Below are 20897 nucleotides of genomic sequence, written 5' to 3'. Positions count from 1 at the left end.
TCGGGCCGGCAGCGCAGTTTCCTGCAGCCGTGACAGCCCGTTTGTGACTGGGAGTGGCCCCGTCCTTAGCCAATCATCCCCTAAAAGGCTAAAAATTATTCGGGGCTGTGGAGGATTATTTCACTGTCTGCCTCGAATTGCCGGCGGCTCGTCGCTACAAGCGGCGCGATGCCGGAAATTCGCCGACTGCCAGAGGATCTCGTCAACCGCATCGCCGCGGGCGAGGTGGTGGAGCGCCCGGCGTCTGCCCTGAAGGAAGTGGTGGAAAATGCCATCGATTCGGGCGCGAAGCGCATTGCGATCAGTCTGGTGGACGGCGGGCTGTCCCGTTTCGAGGTGACGGACGATGGTTGCGGCATGGACCGGGCCGAGATGGCGATGGCGCTGCAACGCCATGCGACCTCCAAACTGCCGGAAAGCCTGATCGGCGAGCATGGCGCGCTGGAACAGGTCACCACCCTGGGCTTCCGGGGCGAGGCGCTGCCGTCCATCGCCAGCGTGTCGCGGCTCACGCTTGAAAGCCGCCCGCAAGGGGGGGAGGCTGGCTGGCGCATGGTGACAGACCACGGCAGCACGATCGCCGACGAACCTGCCGCATTGCCGCCGGGTACCCGCGTGCGAGTGGAAAGCCTGTTCGCCAAGGTGCCTGCGCGGCGAAAATTCCTGCGCACCGCCCGCAGCGAATATGCAGCGGTGCTCGACGTGGTGCGGCGGCTTGCCATGGCGCGGCCCGACATCGCCTTCACCCTCGACCATGGCGGCCGCCGAACTCTGGCCGTGGCGGAGGGCGACAGCCTGGCACACCGCGTGTCCGCAACTATCGCGCGCGAATTGGAGGACAATGGCGTTTCCATCGCGCTCGAACGCCCGGCAGGAACCGGCACGATGCGCCTGACCGGGATCGCAGGCTTGCCCACCTTCAATCGCGGGATTGCTGACCAGCAATATCTGTTCGTCAATGGCCGCCCGGTGAAGGACCGCCTGCTGACCGGCGCGGTGCGCGGCGCCTATTCCGACATGCTGGCACGCGATCGCCACGCGGTCCTGGCACTGTTTCTGGACCTTCCGCCCGAGGATGTGGATGTGAATGTCCACCCGGCGAAGACCGAGGTGCGCTTCCGCGATGCGCAGAACGTGCGCGGCTTCATCGTGTCGGGCCTGCGGTCCGCGCTGTCGACAGGAGACCGGCGCAGCGCTCAGTCGCCGGACAAGGGAGCGATGGGCCGCTGGCAGACGGAACCTGCGGGCGGGGCAGGATTGCCTGACGCTCATGCCAAAGCCTATGCCGGGACGACATCGCTGTTCCGCGACCCGCCCGGTGCCGATCGGAACATCGTCGGGGAATCCGCGCAAGGGTGGCGAGGGGAGGCCGATCCCGTGGCGGCTCCGTTGCAGGGGCGCGTTGCCGAGAGTGCGGCCGCGCCGGCGAATGCGGGTGACTTTCCCCTCGGCATAGCGCGCGGGCAGGTGGCGAACACCTATATCGTCGCAGAAGCTGCGGACGGGCTCGTCCTTGTCGATCAGCACGCGGCGCATGAGCGGCTGGTGCTGGAACGCTTGCGCGCCGCGGGGTCAGGGGCTTCGGTGGCCCGTGCCCAGGCGCTGCTGATGCCCGAGGTCGTGGAGATGGACGAACCGGCCTGCGACCGGCTGGAGGACGCGGCCGAAAAGCTGGCGGAGATGGGCCTCGCCATCGAGAGGTTCGGCCCGTGCGCCATGCTCGTCCGCAGCGTGCCCCATGCGCTCGGCGGATCGGACCCGGCGAAATTGCTGGGCGACATTGCCGACGACCTGGCGAAACATGGCGAGGCATTGCTGCTCGGCGAAAAACTCGATCTCGTGCTCGCCACCATGGCCTGTCACGGATCGGTCAGGGCAGGGCGGGTGCTGCGGACCGAGGAGATGAACGCCCTCCTGCGCGAAATGGAACGCACCCCGCGCTCCGGCCAATGCAATCACGGCCGGCCCACCTGGGTCAAGCTGTCGATGGACGATGTGGAGAAGCTGTTCGGGCGTCACTGACGCACCGATGTTGGGGCAGAGTTTGGAACGGCAGATACTGGCATATTTGAACTTGCAAACGGACGTTCGGCTTACGACCCCATTGCAGATGTCCACCAATCAGCTAAGCTTTGCATGTGGAGTATCTCAAACATGCTTCGTCTGCTCTCTTGATGGTGGTTTGCGTTGGATGCTCACCGGCACCTTCCTCTATTTGCGCATTGTCCCAGAACCGGCACTTCTGGCAGGGAGTAGAGGTGGCATGGAGCGGCGAGGTCATCGACGTGATGGCCCCTCCACACGGGGGTGGAATCTATTTCACTGATTACAGGTGTGGCGTAAACATCGAACTCGATCCTGACACCAATCCGAACCTCTACTCCGCTTCCGAAGACTGGTCTGGCCACCTAGCAGTTGCCGAATTCAAGGTGAGGGGGCGTTTGTCCTACAAGGATGGCGAGGTAGTGCTTCGTCCCGAACAGCTTACGCAAACGTCGCCGTGGCTGATTGACGATGGATTTGACGGTTACATGGAAAAACGGCGGGCCACCCTTTTGGAAAAGGGCTTGCTCACGATCCCTCCGCAATGACCGCTTCCCACCCATATCAGGACTTCCTTGTCTGCATCGGCAGCGCCCTAAAGCGGACAGGCAGGTTATCAGCGACGCCCGCCAGAACCATCTGGGGTCAGCGCCCCTGTACATCCAGCGGATCATTGCTGCTGGTTTAACGGCAGCCATGATCCTTCCTTATAGCCGCTTACCCTGCAATCAGCCGCGTGACCTCGGTGCGCGGGATAATCTTCGTGCGCGAGCCTTCCCGGTCGAACACCGGCAGGCGGCGCCCGTCAGGCAGGAAGTAGCGCGTCCGCCAGCGGCCTTCGCCATCGGCTTCGCTGACGGTGCAGACCTTGCCGCCATTTCGCTGCGCCCCTGCGGCATAGGCAGCCAGCATGCTTTTCTCCAGCTTGTTCAGATCGGCAAATTCGCGTCTGGTGTAGAGCCTTGCCGCCGCCGAATTGACTTGCGAGCAGCTTGCCTTGCCCATTTTCTCCTCCAATGAAGATGTCTCCATCCACACGCCGTCACCGATCCGGACCAACCCGAAGGAGCGGTCATCCCGGCCCGGTGCGAAGTCCGCATTCGTGCCCGATACCGCGTAAACCACATATTCCGGCCCGAACAGATCGGCAAAATCACGTTCGGATGAAATGGCGATGTCACCTGCACGTTCGGACAGAACGACATTGTCCATCGTGCCGCCGGGTTTTGTCGCTAACACATCCTCAAGATAGATCCCGTTTTCGCTCCAGCCGGCAATTTGATCACCGGGGCGGAACACCCGTTCCACGTTCCGGTCGATTGCCTCTGCCAGCCGCGCATCGTCATCGATGCCTGCCAGCAGATCCGTATAGCTGCTGGCCTCGCTGTAATCATCGACGACGACCGGACGATAGACGCAGGCGCCCAGTCCCAGCGCCAGTGCCGCGACGATGCATGCGCCTGTGCGATATGCCTGATGATGACGAAGCCGGTGCATTGCTGTTCCCCCCGATTGCGCTGACAAGTTTCAGACCGCTGCGCCTGCTTGTGCAAGTTTCCGCCACGCTTGCCAATATGCATCGCGCGCGGAATCTTCAGCGCTGCAAACCGGCGGCGATCGTCCTCGATCTAAAGATTCAGCCGCCCGGTGTGGGCGCGGTGTTGATCGCACCGGCATCTTTCAGATTGTCGGCGCTCTCACGCGCGGCAGCTTCGACTGCTGCCCATTCCGCCCTGGTCCGGCAGACCCGGTGCGGTACCCGCGTTCCCGTCACCCGCAATTTGCGGCAGATGAGCTTTTTGTCATCATGCGGCGCGACAATTTCCGGCTGCTTTTCCGCAGGTGCAGCTTGCCCCTTTTGACTGCCGCCCGATTGGGCGAGCGCCGGCGCAACAGCCATTGCCGCTGCGATCAGCGCCACCGAGACCGGGATTGTATGGGAATAACGCAATGCTCCTCTCCTTCGGCGCAGATCTTATCCTTTGGTGAACTTTTTGGCAACTTCGCGCCTCTCGCGCCGGATGCCGTCGATGCTTGAAGAACATGCTGGAATGGACCCGCCAACCGTCTATGGTGCCCCGGCCTGCGGCGTCTTGACCTGGCGGGCTCCTCTCTCCAGTCACGTTGGACGATGTTCTTGAAACGATCCGCTCTCTGCATCATCGCTCTGGCCGCCGCATCCTGTAGCGACGAACCGACCGCGGCGGAGCGCGAGGCGATCAGCGATGCCAAGATCGCAGCGGTGGAAGCGGCGCAGATCGTGCCTGCCGAAGAACTCGCACCGCAGCCGATCGGTTCCGATCTGCTGATGCGGGAAAATATCGGCGGAGCAGGGTGCGCCTTTACACCTGCGAAAGGCCTTTCCGGGCCGGTCCTGGTGACGCGGCCCGATCTGGCCTATATGCGGCTTGGCGACCAGATGGTCCGTTTTGCAGCCGACAAGGGAAGCGCGCGGCTGCCGCTGGATGGCTGGACGAAATATGTCGGCAAGGCCCGGTCCCTGCAACTGGCCGTGGACAGTTCAGGCGAGGCACCGGGCGCAAGCGACATGATGCGCGGCGGCGATGCACTGCTGGTCGTGAAAGATGAACGCGAACGCATCATCTTCGAAGCGGATGAGAAGCTGGCGTGCGCTTCGTAACGCAGCCTGACCAGGCTCAGCAGGCGATGTCGGGATTGCGAACGCGGATCAGGCCGTTGCTGACCATTTCCATCACGATCTCATCATGCTGATTGATGGTGCGGCTACGTGATTTGAACAGGCCGAGATTGGGCTTCGACTTGCTGCGGCGCTTTTCCAGCAATTCCGTTTCGACCCGCAGCACGTCCCCCGGATAGACCGGCTTGATCCAGCGCAGATTGTCGATCCCGGGCGAACCGAGTCCGGCCTGCTGCACGTCGGCCATATTGTCGACCAGCATCCGCATCGTCATGGCACAGGTATGCCAGCCGCTGGCGGAAAGCCTGCCGAAATGCGTCTGGGCCGCTGCATCGTCGCTGAGATGGAAGCCTTGCGGATCGTAGCGTGAAGCGAATTCGGTCACTTCTTCACGGGTGACTTCATAGCGGCCGAAGCTCTGCCGCTGGCCGACCTGCAGGTCTTCGTAATGAATCATCGCCATATGCACTTTCCTGAGGGCTCGCCAGGCGGGGAGGCACCGTGCCTCCCCGGTAAGGATCAGGCGCGGAAACTGGGCACCTTGCCGCTGCTGCTCATTTCCGGGATGATGCGATAGCGCGCCAGGACCAGGCTGAAGATGCCGAACAGCAGCAGCCCGAATGCAACCAGGGTAAAGATGAAACCGGTGCCGGCCAAGGAGGCGACCGCATCGCCGAGAGTCTTCACCTCGTCCGAGCCCTGCGACATGAAGCCGGCCTGGAAGAGGGACCAGCCGATCACGAGGTAGACGACGCCGCGAGCGGCGAAGCCGGCACTGCCCAGCCAGCGCGATGCATCGGGAGCCCGGCTGCTGATGCGGTGCATGAATTCGCCGGTATAGGCCTTCTTGAACTGGAAGATGCCGGTGACCAGGAAGGCGATGCCGAGCAGGCCGAGCACGACGCCGCCGAGCGATACCGACAGGATGCCCGATGCCGCTTCCTGCGCGCCGTCGCCCGATCCTGCGGGTGTGCCCGCAGAACTTGCGAATTTATACGCGCTGTACGCAAGGGCAAGGTGACCGATGCCGCTGCCGCCATGCCCCAGCCGCTTGGCCCAACCCTTCTTGTCCGACCCGTTGTTCTCTATATCGAAGAACAGCGAAGCGAAACGGAACAGCGCATAGGCGGTGAGGCCAATCACGAGGATCCAAAGGATGACGGTTCCGGCAGGAAAGTCGTCGATCGCCTGAAACACGCCATTCGTGCCCTGGGCAATCTTACCCGCGCTGGTCAGCGCGATGAACCCCAGGACCGAATAGAAGATGGCCCGGCTGAAATAGCCGACCCTGACCAGCCAGTTGAATTGTTCCGATTTGTCGACCATCCGCGCGATTCCCCCATGTAATCTGCGGCTTTTAACTGCCGCCCTCAATCCGACCCCGTCACCGCCTGGCGCGCACCTTAGCCTATACGTTGAACTTGAACAGCAGGACATCCCCGTCCTGCACAAGATATTCCTTGCCTTCCTGCCGCAGCTTGCCCGCCTCGCGCGCCGGGCCTTCGCCGCCGAGGCTCACGAAATCGTCATAGGCGATGGTTTCGGCCCGGATGAAGCCGCGTTCGAAATCGCTGTGGATCTCGCCTGCCGCCTGCGGCGCGCGCGCGCCTGCGGGGAAGGTCCACGCACGCGCTTCCTTCGGCCCGGCCGTGAAGAACGTCTGCAGGCCCAGCAATTCGTAACCGGCGCGGATGACTCGTGCCAGCCCGGTTTCCGCAAGGCCCATCTCGGCCAGGAACTCGGTCCGCTCGGCTTCGTCCATGCCGACCAGTTCGGCCTCGATCGCCGCGGAGACGACGACGGCCTGAGCGCCTTCGCGCTGCGCCTTTTCGAATACCTGCGCCGACAGCCTATTGCCCTCGGCCGCGTCTTCTTCCGCCACGTTGCAGACATAGAGCACGGGTTTCGCCGTCAGCAATTGCGCCTGGGCGAAAACGCGTTCTTCCTCCGTATCGGCAGGCTCGGTAAGCCTGGCCGGGCGCCCGTCACGCAGCAGGTCCAGCGCCTGGCCAAGCACGGAGGCCATGACCCTGGCTTCCTTGTCGCCCGAAGCCGCCTTCTTCTGGGCGGCAGGCACGCGCTTTTCCAGGCTTTCGAGGTCGGCCAGCATCAACTCGGTCTCGACCACCTCGGCATCGGCGATGGGGTCGACCCTGTTCGACACGTGCTGGATGTCGTCATCCTCGAAGCAGCGCAGCACGTGAACGATGGCGTCGACCTCACGAATATTGCCGAGGAACTGGTTGCCGAGGCCTTCACCCTTGGAGGCGCCCTTGACCAGGCCTGCGATGTCCACGAACGCCAGTTGCGTGGGCACCACCTTGGCGGATTTCGCGATGCGGGCAATGTGATCGAGCCGCGCATCCGGCACCGCGACCTGCCCGACATTGGGTTCGATGGTGCAAAAGGGGTAATTCGCCGCCTGCGCCGCCTGTGTTTCGGTGAGGGCGTTGAACAGGGTCGATTTGCCGACATTGGGCAGACCGACGATTCCGCAACGGAAACCCATGATGTAACTCCGATATGATGTATATGCGCGGGCCATAGCGACCGCGCGACGCGAACGCCAGCGCCCCGTCGCAGGGTGTTACCTAGCCTGCATCGGCCTTGCTTGTATCGGCCTCACTCACGGCGGCCGCGCTCATATCGGAAGATCGGCCGTCAGCGGCGGCGCTTGCGGGTTCCGGCAAAGGCGAGACCGGCAAGGCCCAGGCCCATGAGGCCGAGCGTGCCGGGTTCTGGAACCTGCGTTGCCCCGCCACTTGAACCGCCACTGGAGCCGCCCTTTCCGGGGTGGGCGGGCTGATCGCCGCTCGGCGGAGAGGTCATGGCCATCAACGGCGCGGCAATAAGAAGGCCGGTTGCAAGAATAATCGCACGCATTGAAGTTTTCATGTTTGCTCCAAACAAGTTTCGAAGGTTAAAGGTATGCTTCATATCACAAGCAAGGCGCATGCCACTTGCGGATTACCACCGCTCACGATGGTTAATCTTTGCAGCGATGCTGCGTTGTTGTAAACTTTACCGACATCATTCCTCCGCCTGCTGACGCAAGGCGACATCGCTCATGAAGCGCGGTGCATCGCCCTGGGCCAGCCACGGACATTCGGCACCGATCGCGCCGAGCATCGCGGCGAGAGGATCCTGCTCCGCCTTGCTGTAATTGCCGAGAACATGGCCGTTCACCCGATCCTTGTGCCCCGGATGGCCGATGCCAAGGCGCACCCGGCGAAAGTCCGGCCCGAGATGCTGGTCGATCGATCGCAGGCCGTTATGCCCGGCATGGCCGCCGCCCTGTTTCACCTTCACCTTGAAGGGAGCAAGATCCAGTTCGTCATGGAACACCGTCAGCGCATCGCTATCGAGCTTGTAGAAACGCATCGCTTCGGCGACCGACTGGCCGCTCTTGTTCATGAAGGTGGCGGGTTTCAGCAGCAGCACCTTCTCGCCGCCGATGCGCCCTTCCTGTGTCCAGCCGGAAAACTTCTTCTGAACGGCTGCAAAATCATGAAATTCGGCAATCACGTCGACCGCCATGAAGCCGATGTTGTGCCGGTGCAGCGCGTATTGCGGTCCGGGATTGCCGAGGCCTGTCCAAATCTGCATCCCGCCCCGATAGCTTCTTTACCGCAGAGGGCAACCCTGCCGCAGCAAGCGTGAATCGCCAAAGCAAAGGCCGGCAAAGCATCGCTGCTGAGCCGGCCTTCGTGTAGCTTCGAAGAGAAAAGAGCCTATTCGCTCTTTTCCTCCTGTTCCACGGCAGCGTCGGCATCCGGTCCCTGCTCGGTCGCAGCGGTGCCGCCCGCTTCCATGCCAGCGCCCGTCTGCTCGTCTTCACCTTCTTCGGCAGTGCCTTCGGCACGCTTCAGGGCAGACGGAGCGACCAGCGTCGCGATGGTGAAATCGCGGTCGGTGATGGCACTTTCCGAACCGGCAGGCAGCTGGATCGCGCTGATGTGGATCGAATCGCCCACTTCCTTGCCGGTCACGTCTATGGTGATCTCGTCAGGGATCTTGTCGGATTCGCAGATCAGGTCGAGTTCGTGGCGCACCACGTTCAGAACGCCGCCCTTCTTCAGGCCGGGGCTGGCTTCCTCGTTCACGAAAACCACCGGAACGGCGACTTCGATCTTGGAATCCTTCGACAGGCGCAGGAAATCGGCATGGACCGGACGGTCGGTGACCGGGTGGAGCGCGACGTCTTTCGGCAGCGCACGAACGCTCTTTCCGCCAAGCTCGATCATCACGATGGAGTTCATGAAATGGCCGGTCATCAGCTGACGGACCAGTTCCTTCTCCTCCACATGGATCGGGGTGGGTTCTTCCTTGCCGCCATAGATGACCGCAGGTATCCGACCTTCACGACGCAGTGAACGGGAGGCTCCCTTGCCAACCCCTTCGCGCGTCTCGGCCGGCAGGTTGAGAGCTTCGCTCATGTCACGTGCCTTTCGATTTTGCGTTGATTCAAAGATCTTTCCGCCACGCCTCCAGGGATGACCATGGCCGGAAAGCCTGCGCCCTAGAGGCGCATGGCAGCAATAGCAAGAAAATAGCCGCCGGTCGCCGTCCGGCCCGGTCCCCGTGTTTCAGGTGAGCTACGCCAGCTCCCACAGGATGGGCGCAGGATCGGAGCGTTCGTCGTCCGGCTTGCCGCTGCCGCATCCGGCCAGGGCCGCTGCTGCACATAACGTAATCAGAACCCGGTACATCATTGCACACGCTCCGTCCGGATGCCGCGATCGGCAAGGGCGTCCTGCACCGATTTCTCGCCCGCCAGGTGGCCTGCGCCAACGGCAATGAACACTATGCCGGGTTCATCCAGCCGCGTATCGATCCATTCCGCCCAGTTGCGGTTGCGATTATTCAGCAGCCATTCGGCGAGCACCGGGTCTGTCATGCTGTCATTCATCAATGCGGCCAAGCCATCGGCATCGCCCTCCAGCCATTCGGCGACCATCGCGTCGATCATCGGCTTCATCCTGCCGACATTGGCGGATGTTTCGACAAGGAACCTGATCTGCGATGCCATCGGCAGCTGGTCGAACAAGGCGATCTGGTAATCGACGGTTTCGAGCTGCCCGCGACCGAGGCCTTCGCGGGCGCGGCCTTCCAAGACCTTTTCCACCCCCTGATCGGGCGTATAGCCTTGCTGCATCAGCGGCAGCAGCGACAACATCATCGCCGCGTACCACGGCTCGAACCGGTCGAACGCCGCGACAGGGAGGCCCACACTGCCAACCGCCTTTTCATAGGATGCGCGCTGGTCTTCATCGAGCAGGGAGCGCAGCGTCTGCCCTTCCGGCAGCATCGCCTTTTCCGCAACCAGCTGCTGCATCGTGGCAGCCATGCTCTTGTCGGCAAGGATCTCGGTCACCAGCACGTCGGACGATGCCAGCGCGTCGGATATGGTGCCGCGGTACCAGTCCATCCCTTCGGGCAGGGCATGAACCGTTCCGAACAGGTAGATCGTCGTATCCTCATCCGCCACGCGCCACAGGGCCGGGCCGTCCAGTTCGACATTGGCAACGGATACGCGGGTGTCCGGCACCGGGGCAGGCAAGGTATGGTCGGGCAGGTTCTGCCGAGCGCAGGCGGGCAAGGTCGCCAGCATGGCCGCGCCGGAGAGTAGCCCGGCAATCCTGCGCAAAATCGGGTTCATTACGGCCTTCGTCGCATATAAGTTCTTCACGGATGGTGAATGCCCGTCGATCGCGGCAGTGACAAGCCTTTCCGAAAAACGCGCCGGCAAACTGCCGTGCAGCACGGCATTGACGCTCAAACCGCCATCCGCCAAAGCCCCGCTCCATGGTACGCGACCCTGCAAACAGCTTCCAGGACATGATCCTCACGCTCCACGATTACTGGAGTGCGCAGGGCTGCCTGATCCTTCAGCCCTACGACATGCGGATGGGCGCAGGCACCTTCCATACCGCGACGACCCTGCGCGCTCTGGGGCCGGAGCCGTGGAACGCGGCCTTCGTCCAGCCCTGCCGCCGCCCGACCGACGGGCGCTATGGCGAAAACCCGAACCGGTTGCAGCACTACTACCAGTATCAGGTGATCCTGAAGCCCAGCCCGACCAATCTGCAGCAATTGTATCTCGACAGCCTGTCGGCCATCGGCATCGATCCGCTGAAGCACGATATCCGCTTCGTCGAGGATGATTGGGAAAGCCCGACGCTGGGCGCATGGGGGCTTGGCTGGGAGGTCTGGTGCGACGGGATGGAGGTGACGCAATTCACCTATTTCCAGCAGATGGGCGGCTATGATTGCAAACCCGTCGCCGGCGAACTCACCTATGGGCTCGAACGGCTCGCCATGTATATCCAGGGCGTCGATAACGTCTACGATCTCGCCTTTTCCGCCCCGGCAGCGGGGCGGCCCGGCGTCTCCTATGGCGAGGTGTTCCTAGAGAACGAAAAGCAGATGAGCGCCTGGAATTTCGAAGTCGCGGACACGGACGCGCTGTTCGACCTGTTCCGCAAGGCCGCCGCCGAATGCCGCAATGCCCTGGACGCGAAATTGCCCATCCCGGCCTATGAACAGGCGATCGAGGCCAGTCACATCTTCAATCTGCTGCAGGCGCGCGGCGTGATCGGGGTGCAGGAACGCGCCAGCTACATGGCGCAGGTGCGCGACCTCGCGCGTGGTTCATGCGAAGCCTATATGGAGCGGGAGCAGGACCGCTGGGCCCGCGACTATCCGGAGTGGTCGGCATGAGCGATTTCCTCCTCGAACTGCGCTCCGAAGAAATCCCCGCCCGGATGCAGAAAGGCGCGCGGCAGGATCTGGCGCTGCTGTTCACCGAACAGATGGCGGCGGCGGGCATCGAGATTGCCGCACCGCAGGTGTTCAGCACCCCCCGCCGCCTCGCGCTGATCGCCCGCGACCTGCCCGAACGCACGGAAGAGGTGAGCGAGGAGCGCAAGGGGCCGAAGGCCGATGCGCCGGACAAGGCGATCGACGGGTTCCTGCGCTCCACCGGCCTGAGGCGCGACCAGCTTGAAATCCGCGACGTGAAGGGCACGCCCACGCTTTTCGCCGTCACCCATGTTCCGGGCAGGGCGGTGCAGGGCGTGCTCGCCGAGGCGATCCCCGCCATCATCCGCGCCTTTCCCTGGCCGAAAAGCATGCGCTGGGGCGAAGCGTCGCTCAGCACCGAGAGCCTGCGCTGGGTGCGCCCGCTTGCCGGCATTGTGGCCTTGCTGGATGGCGAAATCGTGCCCTGCGAAGTGCATGGCGTCACCAGCGGCGCGGTGACGCTGGGCCACCGCTTCCACCATTCGGGCGACATCACCATCGGCGGGGCGGATGATTACGCCGTGAAGCTGCGCGCCGCCCATGTCATCGTCGATCACGCGGAACGGGAGGCGCTGATCCGCAAGGGGGCGCAGGATATCGCGGCACAGACGGGCCTCGATCTGGTCGAGGATGAGGGCCTGGTTATCGAAAATGCCGGGCTGACCGAATGGCCGATCCCGCTGCTCGGCCGTTTCGACAAGGATTTTCTGGCCCTCCCGCCGGAGGTGATCCAGCTGACCGCGCGCACCAATCAGAAATATTTCGTCTGCGAAAAAGGTGGCAAGCTGGCCGATGCCTTCATCTGCACGGCCAATATCGAGGGCCGCGACGGGGGTGCGGCGATCGTGGACGGCAACCGCAAGGTGCTCGCGGCAAGGCTGGCCGACGCGCGCTTCTTTTGGGAGCAGGACCGCAGGAAAACACTGGCCGAGCACGCGAAGGGTCTGGAGCGGATCACCTTCCACGAAAAGCTCGGCACCGTGGCCGACAAGGTAAAGCGGGTGGCGAAGCTGGCACGCTGGCTGGCGGAAGAGGGCATCGTTCCCGGCGCCGATCCGGGCCTTGCCGAACAGGCCGCACGTCTGGCGAAGGCGGACCTCGTCACCGAGATGGTCGGGGAGTTCCCGGAATTACAGGGGCTTATCGGCGGATATTACGCCCGCGCCGAAGGTCTGGACGATGCAGTCGCCGAAGCCATTCGCGACCATTACAAGCCTGTGGGCCAGGGCGATGAAGTGCCGACCGCGCCTGTGACGGTGGCAGTGAGCCTGGCGGACAAGCTGGACACACTTCGCAGCTTCTTCGCCATGGGCGAAAAACCGACTGGCTCGAAGGATCCGTTCGCGCTTCGCCGCGCGGCTCTCGGTGTCTTGCGGATTATTCAGGAAAACGGTCTGCGCTTCGCCGTGGCCGATGGCGAACTCCTGGAATTCTTCGCCGACCGCCTCAAGGTCCAGCAACGCGAGGCGGGCGTTCGCCACGATCTTATTGATGCTGTTTTCGCTCTCGGGAACGAAGATGACCTCGTGCGGCTTCTTTCCCGTGTGAACGCGCTGCAATCCTTCATCGCCTCGGAAGACGGCACCAATCTCCTCGCCGCCTACAAGCGCGCGGCCAATATATTGAAGAAGGAAGGCTGGCACGGGCTGGCGGGCGAGATCCCCCGCACCGGTGAGGAAGACCCGCTCGCCCTCGTCGACGATCCCGATCTGAAGGCGGTGGTCGATGCCAAGATGGCGCAGCGCCATGAAAGCCCCCTTTCCTACACGCCCGAACCGGCCGAGAAGGCGCTGATGGATGCGCTGGACCAGGCAGGGCCGAAAGCGGAAGCAGCGGTGGCAGCGGAGGACTTCTCCGGCGCAATGTCTGCGCTTGCCACCCTGCGCGCGCCGATCGACCGGTTCTTTGACGAGGTGACCGTGAATGCGGACGATCAGGACAAGCGCGCGCAGCGCCTGGACCTGCTCGCTCGCTTCCGCGCCGCCGTGGATGCGGTCGCCGATTTCAGCCGCATCGAAGGATGATGTCTTTTCAGCATGGACCGTGTTCCATGTGTTCCATGCAACAGGATTTGCCCTGATGAGCAACGATAGCGTTTACATCTTCGGCGGCGACGCCCCCCACGACGATCCGCGCCAGAAAGACAAGAAGATCGCCGGCGGCAAGGGTGCCAATTTGGCAGAGATGGCCAGCATCGGCCTGCCGGTCCCGCCGGGTTTCACGGTCACTACCGAAGAATGTGTGCGCTACCTCAAGGAAGGCGCGGATTTCAGCGCCGCGCTGCGTCAGGACGTGGCTTCCGCTCTCGAGCATATCGAAAGGACGGTCGGCAAGTCCTTCGGAAGTAACGACGATCCGCTTCTGGTATCGGTTCGCTCCGGCGCGGCGGTGTCCATGCCGGGCATGATGGATACGGTCCTGAACCTCGGCCTGAATGACGAGACTGTTCAGGGGCTGGCAAAGGTTTCAGGCGACCCTCGCTTCGCCTGGGATTCCTACCGCCGCTTCATCCAGATGTATTCCGATGTGGTGCTCGGCGTCGACCACGGCTTGTTCGAGGAGGCGCTCGAAATCGCCAAGGAAGACAAGGGTTTCCTCTCCGATACGGAGATGGAGTCTGAAGACTGGGAAGGCATCGTCGCGCAGTACAAGGCGATCTGCGAGCAGGAGACGGGTAACGCCTTCCCGCAGGACGTGCAGGCACAGCTCTGGGGCGCGATCGCTGCCGTGTTCGACAGTTGGGACGCAGACCGGGCGAAAATCTATCGCCGGCTCAACGACATTCCTTCCGACATGGGCACTGCTGTCAATGTGCAGGCGATGGTCTTCGGCAACATGGGCGATACCAGCGCAACCGGCGTGGCCTTCACGCGCGATCCTTCGACGGGTGAAAAGGCCTTCTACGGCGAATGGCTGGTGAATGCCCAGGGCGAGGATGTCGTCGCCGGCATCCGCACGCCGCAATATCTGACCCGGAAAGCGCGCGAGGATGCCGGGGCGAAACCGGCCAGCATGGAAGAGGCGATGCCGGACGCCTTCGCCGAGCTGGCGCAGACCTTCGACCTGCTCGAGCGCCACTACCGCGATATGCAGGATATCGAATTCACGGTGCAGCAGGGCAAGCTCTGGATGCTGCAGACCCGCAATGGCAAACGCACGGCCAAGGCGGCGCTGAAAATGGCCGTCGACATGGTCGGCGAAGGGCTGATCGACGAGAAGACGGCGATCCTGCGCGTCGATCCGATGGCGCTCGACCAGTTGCTCCACCCGACGCTCGACCCCGATGCGCGGCGCGATGTCCTCACCCGCGGTTTACCGGCCTCTCCCGGTGCAGCGGCGGGGCGCATCGTGCTGGATGCGGACACCGCAGAACAGCACGCCCAGCGGGGTGAGAATGTCATTCTCGTCCGGCTCGAAACCAGCCCGGAGGATATTCACGGCATGCATGCCGCCAAGGGCATTCTGACGGCGCGGGGCGGTATGACCAGCCATGCCGCCGTGGTCGCTCGCGGGATGGGGCGCCCCTGCGTATCGGGCGCTTCGGAACTGTCGATCGACATGAAGGCGCGCACCCTGCGGATCGGCACGCGCGAACTGGCGGAAGGCGACATGCTGACGCTGGATGGCGGTAACGGGCAGGTGATGGCAGGCGATGTGCCGACGGTCGAGCCGGAACTCGCCGGTGATTTCGCGACGCTGATGGAATGGGCGGACCGCCACCGCCGCATGAAGGTGCGGACCAACGCCGAAACGCCGGAGGATTGCCGGATGGCGCGGCAATTCGGCGCCGAAGGCATCGGCCTCTGCCGCACGGAACACATGTTCTTCGATGCGGGGCGGATCAGCGCGGTGCGCCAGATGATCCTGGCCGAGGACGAGGCGGGTCGCCGGAAGGCATTGGCGAAACTGCTTCCCGAACAGAGGAAGGATTTTCACGAAATCTTCGAAGTCATGGCGGGATTACCGTGCACGATCCGCCTGCTCGACCCGCCCCTGCACGAATTCCTGCCCACGGCCGAAGATGATTTTGCCGAGCTTGCGGACGCCACCGGTTTCGGGATCGACCATCTGCGTCGCCGCGCTGCCGATCTTCACGAATTCAACCCGATGCTGGGCCATCGCGGTTGCCGCCTCGGCATCACCTACCCTGAAATCTACGAGATGCAGGCGCGGGCGCTGTTCGAAGCGGTCTGCGATGTTGCTGCATCGAGCGACCAGGTGCCGCTGCCCGAGATCATGATCCCGCTGGTCGGCACCCGCCGCGAACTGGCGATCCTGCGCGAAACGGTCGAGCGGGTCGCTGCCGAGGTATTCGCGGAAAAAGGGCGCGAGGTCGAATATCTGATCGGAACGATGATCGAACTGCCGCGCGCCTGCCTGATGGCGGACGAAATCGCGAAGGATGCGCTGTTCTTCTCCTTTGGCACCAACGATCTGACGCAGACCACGCTTGGCGTTTCACGGGACGATGCCGCCCGGTTCCTCGGCCCCTATGTCGAACAGGGCATCTACGATCGCGATCCCTTCGTCAGCCTCGATATCGACGGTGTCGGGCAGTTGGTTCGCATCGCCGCCGAGCGGGGGCGCGCGACCCGGCCCGACATCAAGCTGGGAATCTGCGGCGAGCATGGCGGCGATCCAGCTTCGATCGCCTTCTGTAACGAGATCGGCCTCGATTATGTGAGTGCATCGCCTTACCGGGTGCCGATTGCCCGTCTGGCTGCCGCTCAGGCGTCGCTTCGCTAGGATTTCCAGCCGGTTAACGTAAGGATCTCGAAGTTTTCGGTGACCCGCCCGTCATCATCGGCATGGGAATGGAAGCACTCGCGCAATCGGGTGAGCATCGTTCGCGTCATCGGGGGTGGCACTGAAGCGAGGCGGTTCGTCATTCCATTCCGGCGCAAGTCGCCGACCAGCCGATCGAGCGAGGAGTAGCGCACCTTGACCGATCGGCTATCGACCACCTGGCGGGCGAAACCGGCGCGCTGCATCAGTTCGGCGGCGGCGCGCGTGTCGACCATGGGATGCAGGCGAGCGGCCGGCCGCTCTGCCTCTGCTGCAAGAATGCTCGCCCGCAGAACCGGCAGGCTTCCTGCCCCTGCAAATGTGATAAAAGCCAGTCCGGCAGGTGCGACAGCGTTCCGCAGATGCAGCAATGCTCCGGGTAGATCGTTCAAGGTGTCGAGCAGGCCCATGCTGACCACGAGATCGAAATCCCTGAAGGGCAAGGGCTGCTCTTCATCGACCAAAAGCGGATCCAGAGTGTCCACCTGCGCTCCTCTGTCCCTCAGAAGCCCCGTTAACTCTCTTGAGTAATCGCCTGAAACCATTGCCGATGCGGGTGAAAACTGCATGAAATCCAGCCGGTCGATGATGTCCTCGGCCATATCCTTGAGCAGGAAGGGAGGCTCCTGATGGTCTGGCAGGCGCTGCAGGGCAGCCTTGCGGCGACGTTGGGAAAAGATCCGGGGGATGTTGGCTGGTGTCATGACATCGGAATGGCGGTCTTGAACGTATGGTGCAAGCGGGGCAGGGGGCGACGATGCGGTATCTGACTCCCTTGCGGCAGGCTCTCATGCCCGTCGTCGATATCATCTACCCTCCGCGTTGCCCGTTGTGCGGTGACGCCGTGGCGCAGCAGAATGGACTGTGTGCAGCATGCTGGGGGACGCTGGAACTGCCGGGGCAGCCATGCTGCCAACTCTGCCAGGTTCCGCTGGACCATACTGCCGTGACTGACGGCGCGATATGCGCGCCCTGCATACTACAGCCACCGATACATGACGGAATCGCGGCCGGTACTCTCTACAATCAGCAAACGCGTCAGCTTGTCCTGGACCTAAAATATGGTGGCAGGATCGGTTTGGCAGCGATGATGGCCCGGTTGATCGCGGCACGTTTGCCGCCAATGGAGGGCGAATGGCTGGTGGCGCCGGTTCCCTTGCATCGCTGGCGATTGTGGCGGCGGGGCTATAATCAGGCTGCGCTGATCGCAACCGAAATTGCTCGATTGCGGAAGTTTCGTTACGAACCGGTCCTGCTGCAGCGCACCAGACGAACGCCGTCGCTCGGCGGAATGGGCCGAGAGCAGCGCCGGAAAACGCTTGCCGGGGCCATAGCGGTCACGTCGTCACAGGCTGCCAAGATAGATGATCGCAATATCTTGCTTATCGATGATGTCCTCACCAGCGGGGCGACCAGCAATGCATGTGTGACCATGTTGAAGAAAGCTGGTGCCCGGCGCGTGATCGTGGGCTGCTTCGCCCGTGTCGTGACGCAGGATGGCTTGCCGACGCTTCAGCAAGCGGGATGGCAATTTGCACCACGAGAAACGCCCGAGGCCTGAGCCCCGGGCGCCACGTGACGACAGACATGAGACCGCTTCTCAAGCGTCGGTGGCTTTCCCCCCAGATTGCCGCCGCTGTCCTGTCCTCATCAACAGCTCGAATGCGTGCCGAAGCGGCCTGCGCATCCGGCCTCCCTGAACCCTGGCGACTTGCAACGCCAAGTTCGATGTGCTGCTTTTCTCACCGAACCACGCCGCATCAAAGCAGTATCGGGCAAATTACTGTAAATCTCGACAGGATGTTGTCATAATGCAACATGCACCTGGCGACCAGAACTGGCGCGATCAAGATGAAAGCGAGATGATCTTGCAGGAACGGGACAAGACATGTGAATGGCTGCCTAAATTCGACGAGAAAGGTCTCGTCAGTGCAGTCGTGCAGCACGCCGTCACGGGCGATATTCTAATGGTCGCCTTCATGGATCGGGAAGCGATTGATGCGACCGTCAGGACGGGATTTGCGCACTTTCATTCCCGTTCCCGTAACCGGCTCTGGAAGAAGGGCGAGGAATCCGGAAATGTGCTGAAGGTGCTGGAGGTGCTCACCGATTGCGATCAGGACGCCCTTGTCCTGAAAGTTAATCCCGCAGGACCGACGTGCCACACCGGTGCCAACAGCTGCTTCTACCGCCGGGTCGAGAGCGGAGAACTGCACTTTATTGCACCTTGACCTTTACGTAAAGGGTATGTTAAAGCCGCTTCATGCCACGAACCACTCTCGCGAAAGAACATGCCCTTACTGAAGGCGGCGCTTCGGCTGAACGGCACAAGGGCGCGCATATCGACCGCCCGGACAAGTTCGGCCGCGAGAATTACAGTATTTCCGATCTGACGGAAGAATTCGACTGCACCGCACGCGCCTTGCGCTTCTATGAAGATGAGGGGCTTGTCGCTCCTGCGCGGGTGGGTCTTGCGCGCGTCTATTCCAAGCGGGACCGTGCACGGCTCGCCTGGATCATGCGCGCCAAGAATGTCGGTTTCAGCCTGACCGAGATCAAGGAGATGATCGATCTCTACGATCTGGACGATGGACGTGTCGAGCAGCGCCGCGTCACCGTCGAACGCTGCCGCGCGCATGTTGCTAAGCTGAAACAGCAGCGCGCCGATATCGACTCATCGATCAAGGAACTTTCCGCTTTCATCCGGCAGGTGGAGGCGCAGACCGGCTGATCGCTGGCTGTTCCTGTTACCGTCGACAATCCACCCGTTTACCCAAGGATCAATCGTATGCCGACTTATACTGCCCCTACGCGCGATACCCGTTTCATCGTCAACGAAGTGCTGGACCTTGCAAGCTATGGCAATCTGCCGGGCTTCGAGAGCGCCACGCCCGACATCATCGACACGGTCATCGATGAAGCCGGCAAGTTCTGCGCCGAAGTCCTGCAGCCCATCAACGCCGTTGGCGACAGGCAGGGCTGCACGCGGCATGAGGACGGATCGGTCACTACGCCCGACGGTTTCAAGGAAGCCTTCGGGCAATATGTGGAATCGGGCTGGGGTACGATTGCCCAGCCGGAGGAATTCGGCGGCCAGGGCATGCCGCACGTCCTCGGTTTTGCCATAGAGGAATATATGGGCACCGCGAACCAGGCTTTCGCCATGTATCCCGGCCTGACGAACGGCGCAGTATCCGCAATCATCGCGGCCGGATCGCAGGAGCAGAAGGAGAAGTACCTTCCGAAGATGATCGCCAATGAATGGCTCGGCACCATGAACCTGACGGAACCGCATTGCGGCACCGACCTCGGCCTCATCCGCACCAAGGCGGAGCCGCAGGCTGATGGCAGCTATGCCATCACGGGCACGAAGATCTTCATCTCGGCGGGCGAGCATGATTTGACGGAAAACATCATCCACCTCGTGCTGGCGAAGACGCCGGGCGCCCCCGACAGTTCCAAGGGCATATCCCTGTTCATCGTGCCCAAGGTGATGGTGAATGACGATGGATCGCTGGGCGACCGGAACGGCGTGACCTGCGGGTCCATCGAGGAAAAGATGGGCATCCACGGCAATTCTACCTGCGTTCTCAATTATGACGGAGCGAAAGGCTTTCTCGTCGGGGAGGAAAATCGCGGTCTTGCGGCCATGTTCGTGATGATGAATGCCGCACGTCTCGGCGTCGGCATACAGGGTCTTGCCCAGGCAGAAGTGTCTTATCAGAATGCCGTGGCCTATGCGCTCGACAGGCGGCAGGGGAGGGCGCTGACCGGCCCTGCGGAGCCAGAGGCGGCGGCCGATCCGATCTTCGTCCACCCCGATGTCCGGCGGATGCTGATGGACGCCAAGGCATTTACCGAAGGCATGCGGGCGCTGGCCTTGTGGGGCGCGTTGCAGGTGGATCTGACGCACAAGGCGCAGACGCAGGAAGAGCGTGAGGAAGCCGATCTGATCATCAGCCTGCTCACCCCTGTCATCAAGGGCTATGGCACCGACAAGGGCTATGACATTGCCACGAATATGCAGCAGGTATTCGGCGGCCACGGCTACATCCAGGAATGGGGCATGGAGCAGTTCGTGCGCGATTCTCGCATCGCCATGATCTACGAAGGTACGAACGGCGTTCAGGCGATGGATCTTTGCGGCCGCAAGCTGGCCCGCGATGGCGGCAAGGCCATCCAGGCGTTCTTCAAGACCGTCGATGACGAGATTGCCGAAGCCAGGGCGGACGAAACGCTGGGTGACATTGCCAAGAGGCTGGAAAAGGCGCTGGGCGAGCAGAAGGCTGCGACCATGTGGTTCATGCAGAACGCCATGAAGAACCCCAACGATCTGGGCGCCGGCGCGCATCATTACATGCACATCATGGGCATTGTCACGCTGGGTCTGATGTGGCTGCGGATGGCGAAGGTGGCACAGCAGAAGCTGTCAGGCAGCCCTGAAGACAAGGCTTTCTACGAAGCAAAGCTGACCACCGCCGCTTATTTCGCGGAGCGGTTCCTGCCCGATGTCGGGGCGCTGCGCCGCAAGCTGGAAGCCGGCAGCGGCAGCATGATGGCCTTGCCTGAAGAGGCATTCGCGACCGCCGCGTAAGATCTGACACTCCCG

Annotated in this window: 20 protein-coding genes and 1 pseudogene; 11 read left to right on the top strand and 10 right to left on the bottom strand. The window is 62.4% G+C overall.

All coding sequences use genetic code 11. The features are described 5' to 3' along the window. The first annotated feature begins 168 nt into the window (after window positions 1-168). Together mutL and HG250_RS10325 are read left to right on the top strand one after the other, a co-directional pair. Window positions 169-2022, top strand: a complete 1854-nt coding sequence (gene mutL / locus HG250_RS10330; RefSeq protein WP_170005245.1) for a DNA mismatch repair endonuclease MutL — start codon at window positions 169-171, stop codon at window positions 2020-2022. A 116-nt stretch (window positions 2023-2138) separates the two neighbouring features. Next, window positions 2139-2591, top strand: a complete 453-nt coding sequence (locus HG250_RS10325; protein ID WP_170005244.1) for a hypothetical protein — start codon at window positions 2139-2141, stop codon at window positions 2589-2591. A 169-nt stretch (window positions 2592-2760) separates the two neighbouring features. Here the strand turns inward: HG250_RS10325 and HG250_RS10320 are convergent, their stop codons facing one another. Both HG250_RS10320 and HG250_RS12840 read right to left on the bottom strand, forming a co-directional pair. Next, complete coding sequence (locus HG250_RS10320) at window positions 2761-3540, bottom strand: hypothetical protein (protein ID WP_170005243.1); 780 nt, start codon at window positions 3538-3540, stop codon at window positions 2761-2763. A gap of 139 nt (window positions 3541-3679) precedes the next feature. Continuing rightward, the gene (locus tag HG250_RS12840) at window positions 3680-3994 is read right to left on the bottom strand and encodes a hypothetical protein (protein ID WP_205763605.1); all 315 of its coding nucleotides are present in this window, start codon (window positions 3992-3994) and stop codon (window positions 3680-3682) included. Between the two features lie 186 nt (window positions 3995-4180). Here HG250_RS12840 and HG250_RS10310 point away from each other — a divergent pair, with 186 nt between their 5' ends. Next, window positions 4181-4684 (top strand): hypothetical protein, encoded by a 504-nt coding sequence (locus tag HG250_RS10310; RefSeq protein WP_170005242.1) that lies wholly within the window; start codon window positions 4181-4183, stop codon window positions 4682-4684. 16 nt (window positions 4685-4700) lie between these two features. Here the strand turns inward: HG250_RS10310 and HG250_RS10305 are convergent, their stop codons facing one another. The 7 genes from HG250_RS10305 to HG250_RS10275 form a co-directional block, all read right to left on the bottom strand. After that, on the bottom strand, window positions 4701-5159 hold the full coding sequence (locus tag HG250_RS10305) for a MaoC family dehydratase (protein WP_170005330.1): 459 nt from the start codon (window positions 5157-5159) through the stop codon (window positions 4701-4703). Between the two features lie 62 nt (window positions 5160-5221). After that, the gene (locus HG250_RS10300; RefSeq protein WP_170005241.1) at window positions 5222-6028 is read right to left on the bottom strand and encodes a DUF1206 domain-containing protein; all 807 of its coding nucleotides are present in this window, start codon (window positions 6026-6028) and stop codon (window positions 5222-5224) included. An 82-nt stretch (window positions 6029-6110) separates the two neighbouring features. Then, window positions 6111-7211, bottom strand: coding sequence for a redox-regulated ATPase YchF (gene ychF / locus HG250_RS10295; protein WP_170005240.1), 1101 nt, complete (start codon window positions 7209-7211; stop codon window positions 6111-6113). Between the two features lie 152 nt (window positions 7212-7363). After that, a complete protein-coding gene (locus tag HG250_RS12990) occupies window positions 7364-7531 on the bottom strand; it encodes a PEP-CTERM sorting domain-containing protein (RefSeq protein ID WP_240957065.1) in 168 nt (55 codons plus the stop codon). Window positions 7532-7732: 201 nt separating this feature from the next. Beyond that, complete coding sequence (gene pth, locus HG250_RS10285) at window positions 7733-8308, bottom strand: aminoacyl-tRNA hydrolase (RefSeq protein WP_170005239.1); 576 nt, start codon at window positions 8306-8308, stop codon at window positions 7733-7735. Between the two features lie 125 nt (window positions 8309-8433). Then, window positions 8434-9138, bottom strand: a complete 705-nt coding sequence (locus HG250_RS10280) for a 50S ribosomal protein L25/general stress protein Ctc (protein ID WP_170005238.1) — start codon at window positions 9136-9138, stop codon at window positions 8434-8436. Between the two features lie 272 nt (window positions 9139-9410). Then, window positions 9411-10361 carry a TraB/GumN family protein gene (locus HG250_RS10275; protein ID WP_170005237.1) on the bottom strand — a complete coding sequence of 317 codons (951 nt, stop codon included), beginning with the start codon at window positions 10359-10361 and terminating at the stop codon, window positions 9411-9413. 146 nt (window positions 10362-10507) lie between these two features. On the opposite strand from HG250_RS10275, the gene HG250_RS10270 reads away from it, so the two are divergent. Genes HG250_RS10270 through ppdK form a run of 3 tightly spaced genes read left to right on the top strand, consistent with a single transcriptional unit; the run spans window position 10508 to window position 16249 of the window. Then, window positions 10508-11422: a glycine--tRNA ligase subunit alpha gene (locus tag HG250_RS10270; RefSeq protein WP_170005236.1), complete on the top strand. Its 915-nt coding sequence runs from the start codon at window positions 10508-10510 to the stop codon at window positions 11420-11422. Continuing rightward, window positions 11419-13527, top strand: coding sequence for a glycine--tRNA ligase subunit beta (glyS, locus tag HG250_RS10265; protein WP_170005235.1), 2109 nt, complete (start codon window positions 11419-11421; stop codon window positions 13525-13527). The genes HG250_RS10270 and glyS overlap by 4 nt, the downstream gene beginning before the upstream one ends. A gap of 55 nt (window positions 13528-13582) precedes the next feature. Further along, a complete protein-coding gene (gene ppdK, locus HG250_RS10260) occupies window positions 13583-16249 on the top strand; it encodes a pyruvate, phosphate dikinase (protein WP_170005234.1) in 2667 nt (888 codons plus the stop codon). On the opposite strand, the gene HG250_RS10255 is transcribed toward ppdK, so the two are convergent. Further along, window positions 16246-16992 carry a methyltransferase domain-containing protein gene (locus HG250_RS10255; protein ID WP_170005233.1) on the bottom strand — a complete coding sequence of 249 codons (747 nt, stop codon included), beginning with the start codon at window positions 16990-16992 and terminating at the stop codon, window positions 16246-16248. The two genes, ppdK and HG250_RS10255, sit on opposite strands and share 4 nt — an antisense overlap. A gap of 26 nt (window positions 16993-17018) precedes the next feature. Between HG250_RS10255 and HG250_RS12985 the strand changes: the two are divergent. The 5 genes and pseudogenes from HG250_RS12985 to HG250_RS10235 form a co-directional block, all read left to right on the top strand. Further along, window positions 17019-17252 (top strand): annotated as a pseudogene (locus HG250_RS12985) (double zinc ribbon domain-containing protein); the annotation flags it as partial. 123 nt (window positions 17253-17375) lie between these two features. Next, on the top strand, window positions 17376-17849 hold the full coding sequence (locus tag HG250_RS12980) for a ComF family protein (protein WP_240957077.1): 474 nt from the start codon (window positions 17376-17378) through the stop codon (window positions 17847-17849). A gap of 301 nt (window positions 17850-18150) precedes the next feature. Then, a complete protein-coding gene (hisI, locus tag HG250_RS10245; protein WP_170005329.1) occupies window positions 18151-18519 on the top strand; it encodes a phosphoribosyl-AMP cyclohydrolase in 369 nt (122 codons plus the stop codon). Window positions 18520-18551: 32 nt separating this feature from the next. After that, the gene (locus tag HG250_RS10240) at window positions 18552-19019 is read left to right on the top strand and encodes a MerR family transcriptional regulator (RefSeq protein WP_170005231.1); all 468 of its coding nucleotides are present in this window, start codon (window positions 18552-18554) and stop codon (window positions 19017-19019) included. Window positions 19020-19076: 57 nt separating this feature from the next. Further along, complete coding sequence (locus HG250_RS10235) at window positions 19077-20882, top strand: acyl-CoA dehydrogenase C-terminal domain-containing protein (RefSeq protein WP_170005230.1); 1806 nt, start codon at window positions 19077-19079, stop codon at window positions 20880-20882. The last annotated feature ends 15 nt before the right edge of the window (window positions 20883-20897 follow it).

Source organism: Pseudopontixanthobacter vadosimaris, assembly GCF_012979275.1.
Lineage (GTDB): Bacteria > Pseudomonadota > Alphaproteobacteria > Sphingomonadales > Sphingomonadaceae > Pseudopontixanthobacter > Pseudopontixanthobacter vadosimaris.
The sequence above is the reverse complement of the archived record's forward strand: the minus strand, read 5'-3'. Positions and strand labels throughout refer to the sequence as shown.

Bases quoted from the DNA above. Each gene is read 5' to 3' on its own strand.
- HG250_RS10300 (WP_170005241.1), bottom strand. From the start codon at position 6,028: ATGGTCGACAAATCGGAACAATTCAACTGGCTGGTCAGGGTCGGCTAT.
- HG250_RS10305 (WP_170005330.1), bottom strand. From the start codon at position 5,159: ATGATTCATTACGAAGACCTGCAGGTCGGCCAGCGGCAGAGCTTCGGC.
- HG250_RS12990 (WP_240957065.1), bottom strand. From the start codon at position 7,531: ATGACCTCTCCGCCGAGCGGCGATCAGCCCGCCCACCCCGGAAAGGGC.
- ppdK (WP_170005234.1), top strand. From the start codon at position 13,583: ATGAGCAACGATAGCGTTTACATCTTCGGCGGCGACGCCCCCCACGAC.
- HG250_RS10235 (WP_170005230.1), top strand. From the start codon at position 19,077: ATGCCGACTTATACTGCCCCTACGCGCGATACCCGTTTCATCGTCAAC.
- hisI (WP_170005329.1), top strand. From the start codon at position 18,151: ATGATCTTGCAGGAACGGGACAAGACATGTGAATGGCTGCCTAAATTC.
- ychF (WP_170005240.1), bottom strand. From the start codon at position 7,211: ATGGGTTTCCGTTGCGGAATCGTCGGTCTGCCCAATGTCGGCAAATCG.
- mutL (WP_170005245.1), top strand. From the start codon at position 169: ATGCCGGAAATTCGCCGACTGCCAGAGGATCTCGTCAACCGCATCGCC.
- glyS (WP_170005235.1), top strand. From the start codon at position 11,419: ATGAGCGATTTCCTCCTCGAACTGCGCTCCGAAGAAATCCCCGCCCGG.
- HG250_RS10280 (WP_170005238.1), bottom strand. From the start codon at position 9,138: ATGAGCGAAGCTCTCAACCTGCCGGCCGAGACGCGCGAAGGGGTTGGC.
- HG250_RS10240 (WP_170005231.1), top strand. From the start codon at position 18,552: ATGCCACGAACCACTCTCGCGAAAGAACATGCCCTTACTGAAGGCGGC.
- HG250_RS10270 (WP_170005236.1), top strand. From the start codon at position 10,508: ATGGTACGCGACCCTGCAAACAGCTTCCAGGACATGATCCTCACGCTC.
- HG250_RS10275 (WP_170005237.1), bottom strand. From the start codon at position 10,361: ATGAACCCGATTTTGCGCAGGATTGCCGGGCTACTCTCCGGCGCGGCC.
- HG250_RS10320 (WP_170005243.1), bottom strand. From the start codon at position 3,540: ATGCACCGGCTTCGTCATCATCAGGCATATCGCACAGGCGCATGCATC.
- pth (WP_170005239.1), bottom strand. From the start codon at position 8,308: ATGCAGATTTGGACAGGCCTCGGCAATCCCGGACCGCAATACGCGCTG.
- HG250_RS12980 (WP_240957077.1), top strand. From the start codon at position 17,376: ATGATGGCCCGGTTGATCGCGGCACGTTTGCCGCCAATGGAGGGCGAA.
- HG250_RS10255 (WP_170005233.1), bottom strand. From the start codon at position 16,992: ATGACACCAGCCAACATCCCCCGGATCTTTTCCCAACGTCGCCGCAAG.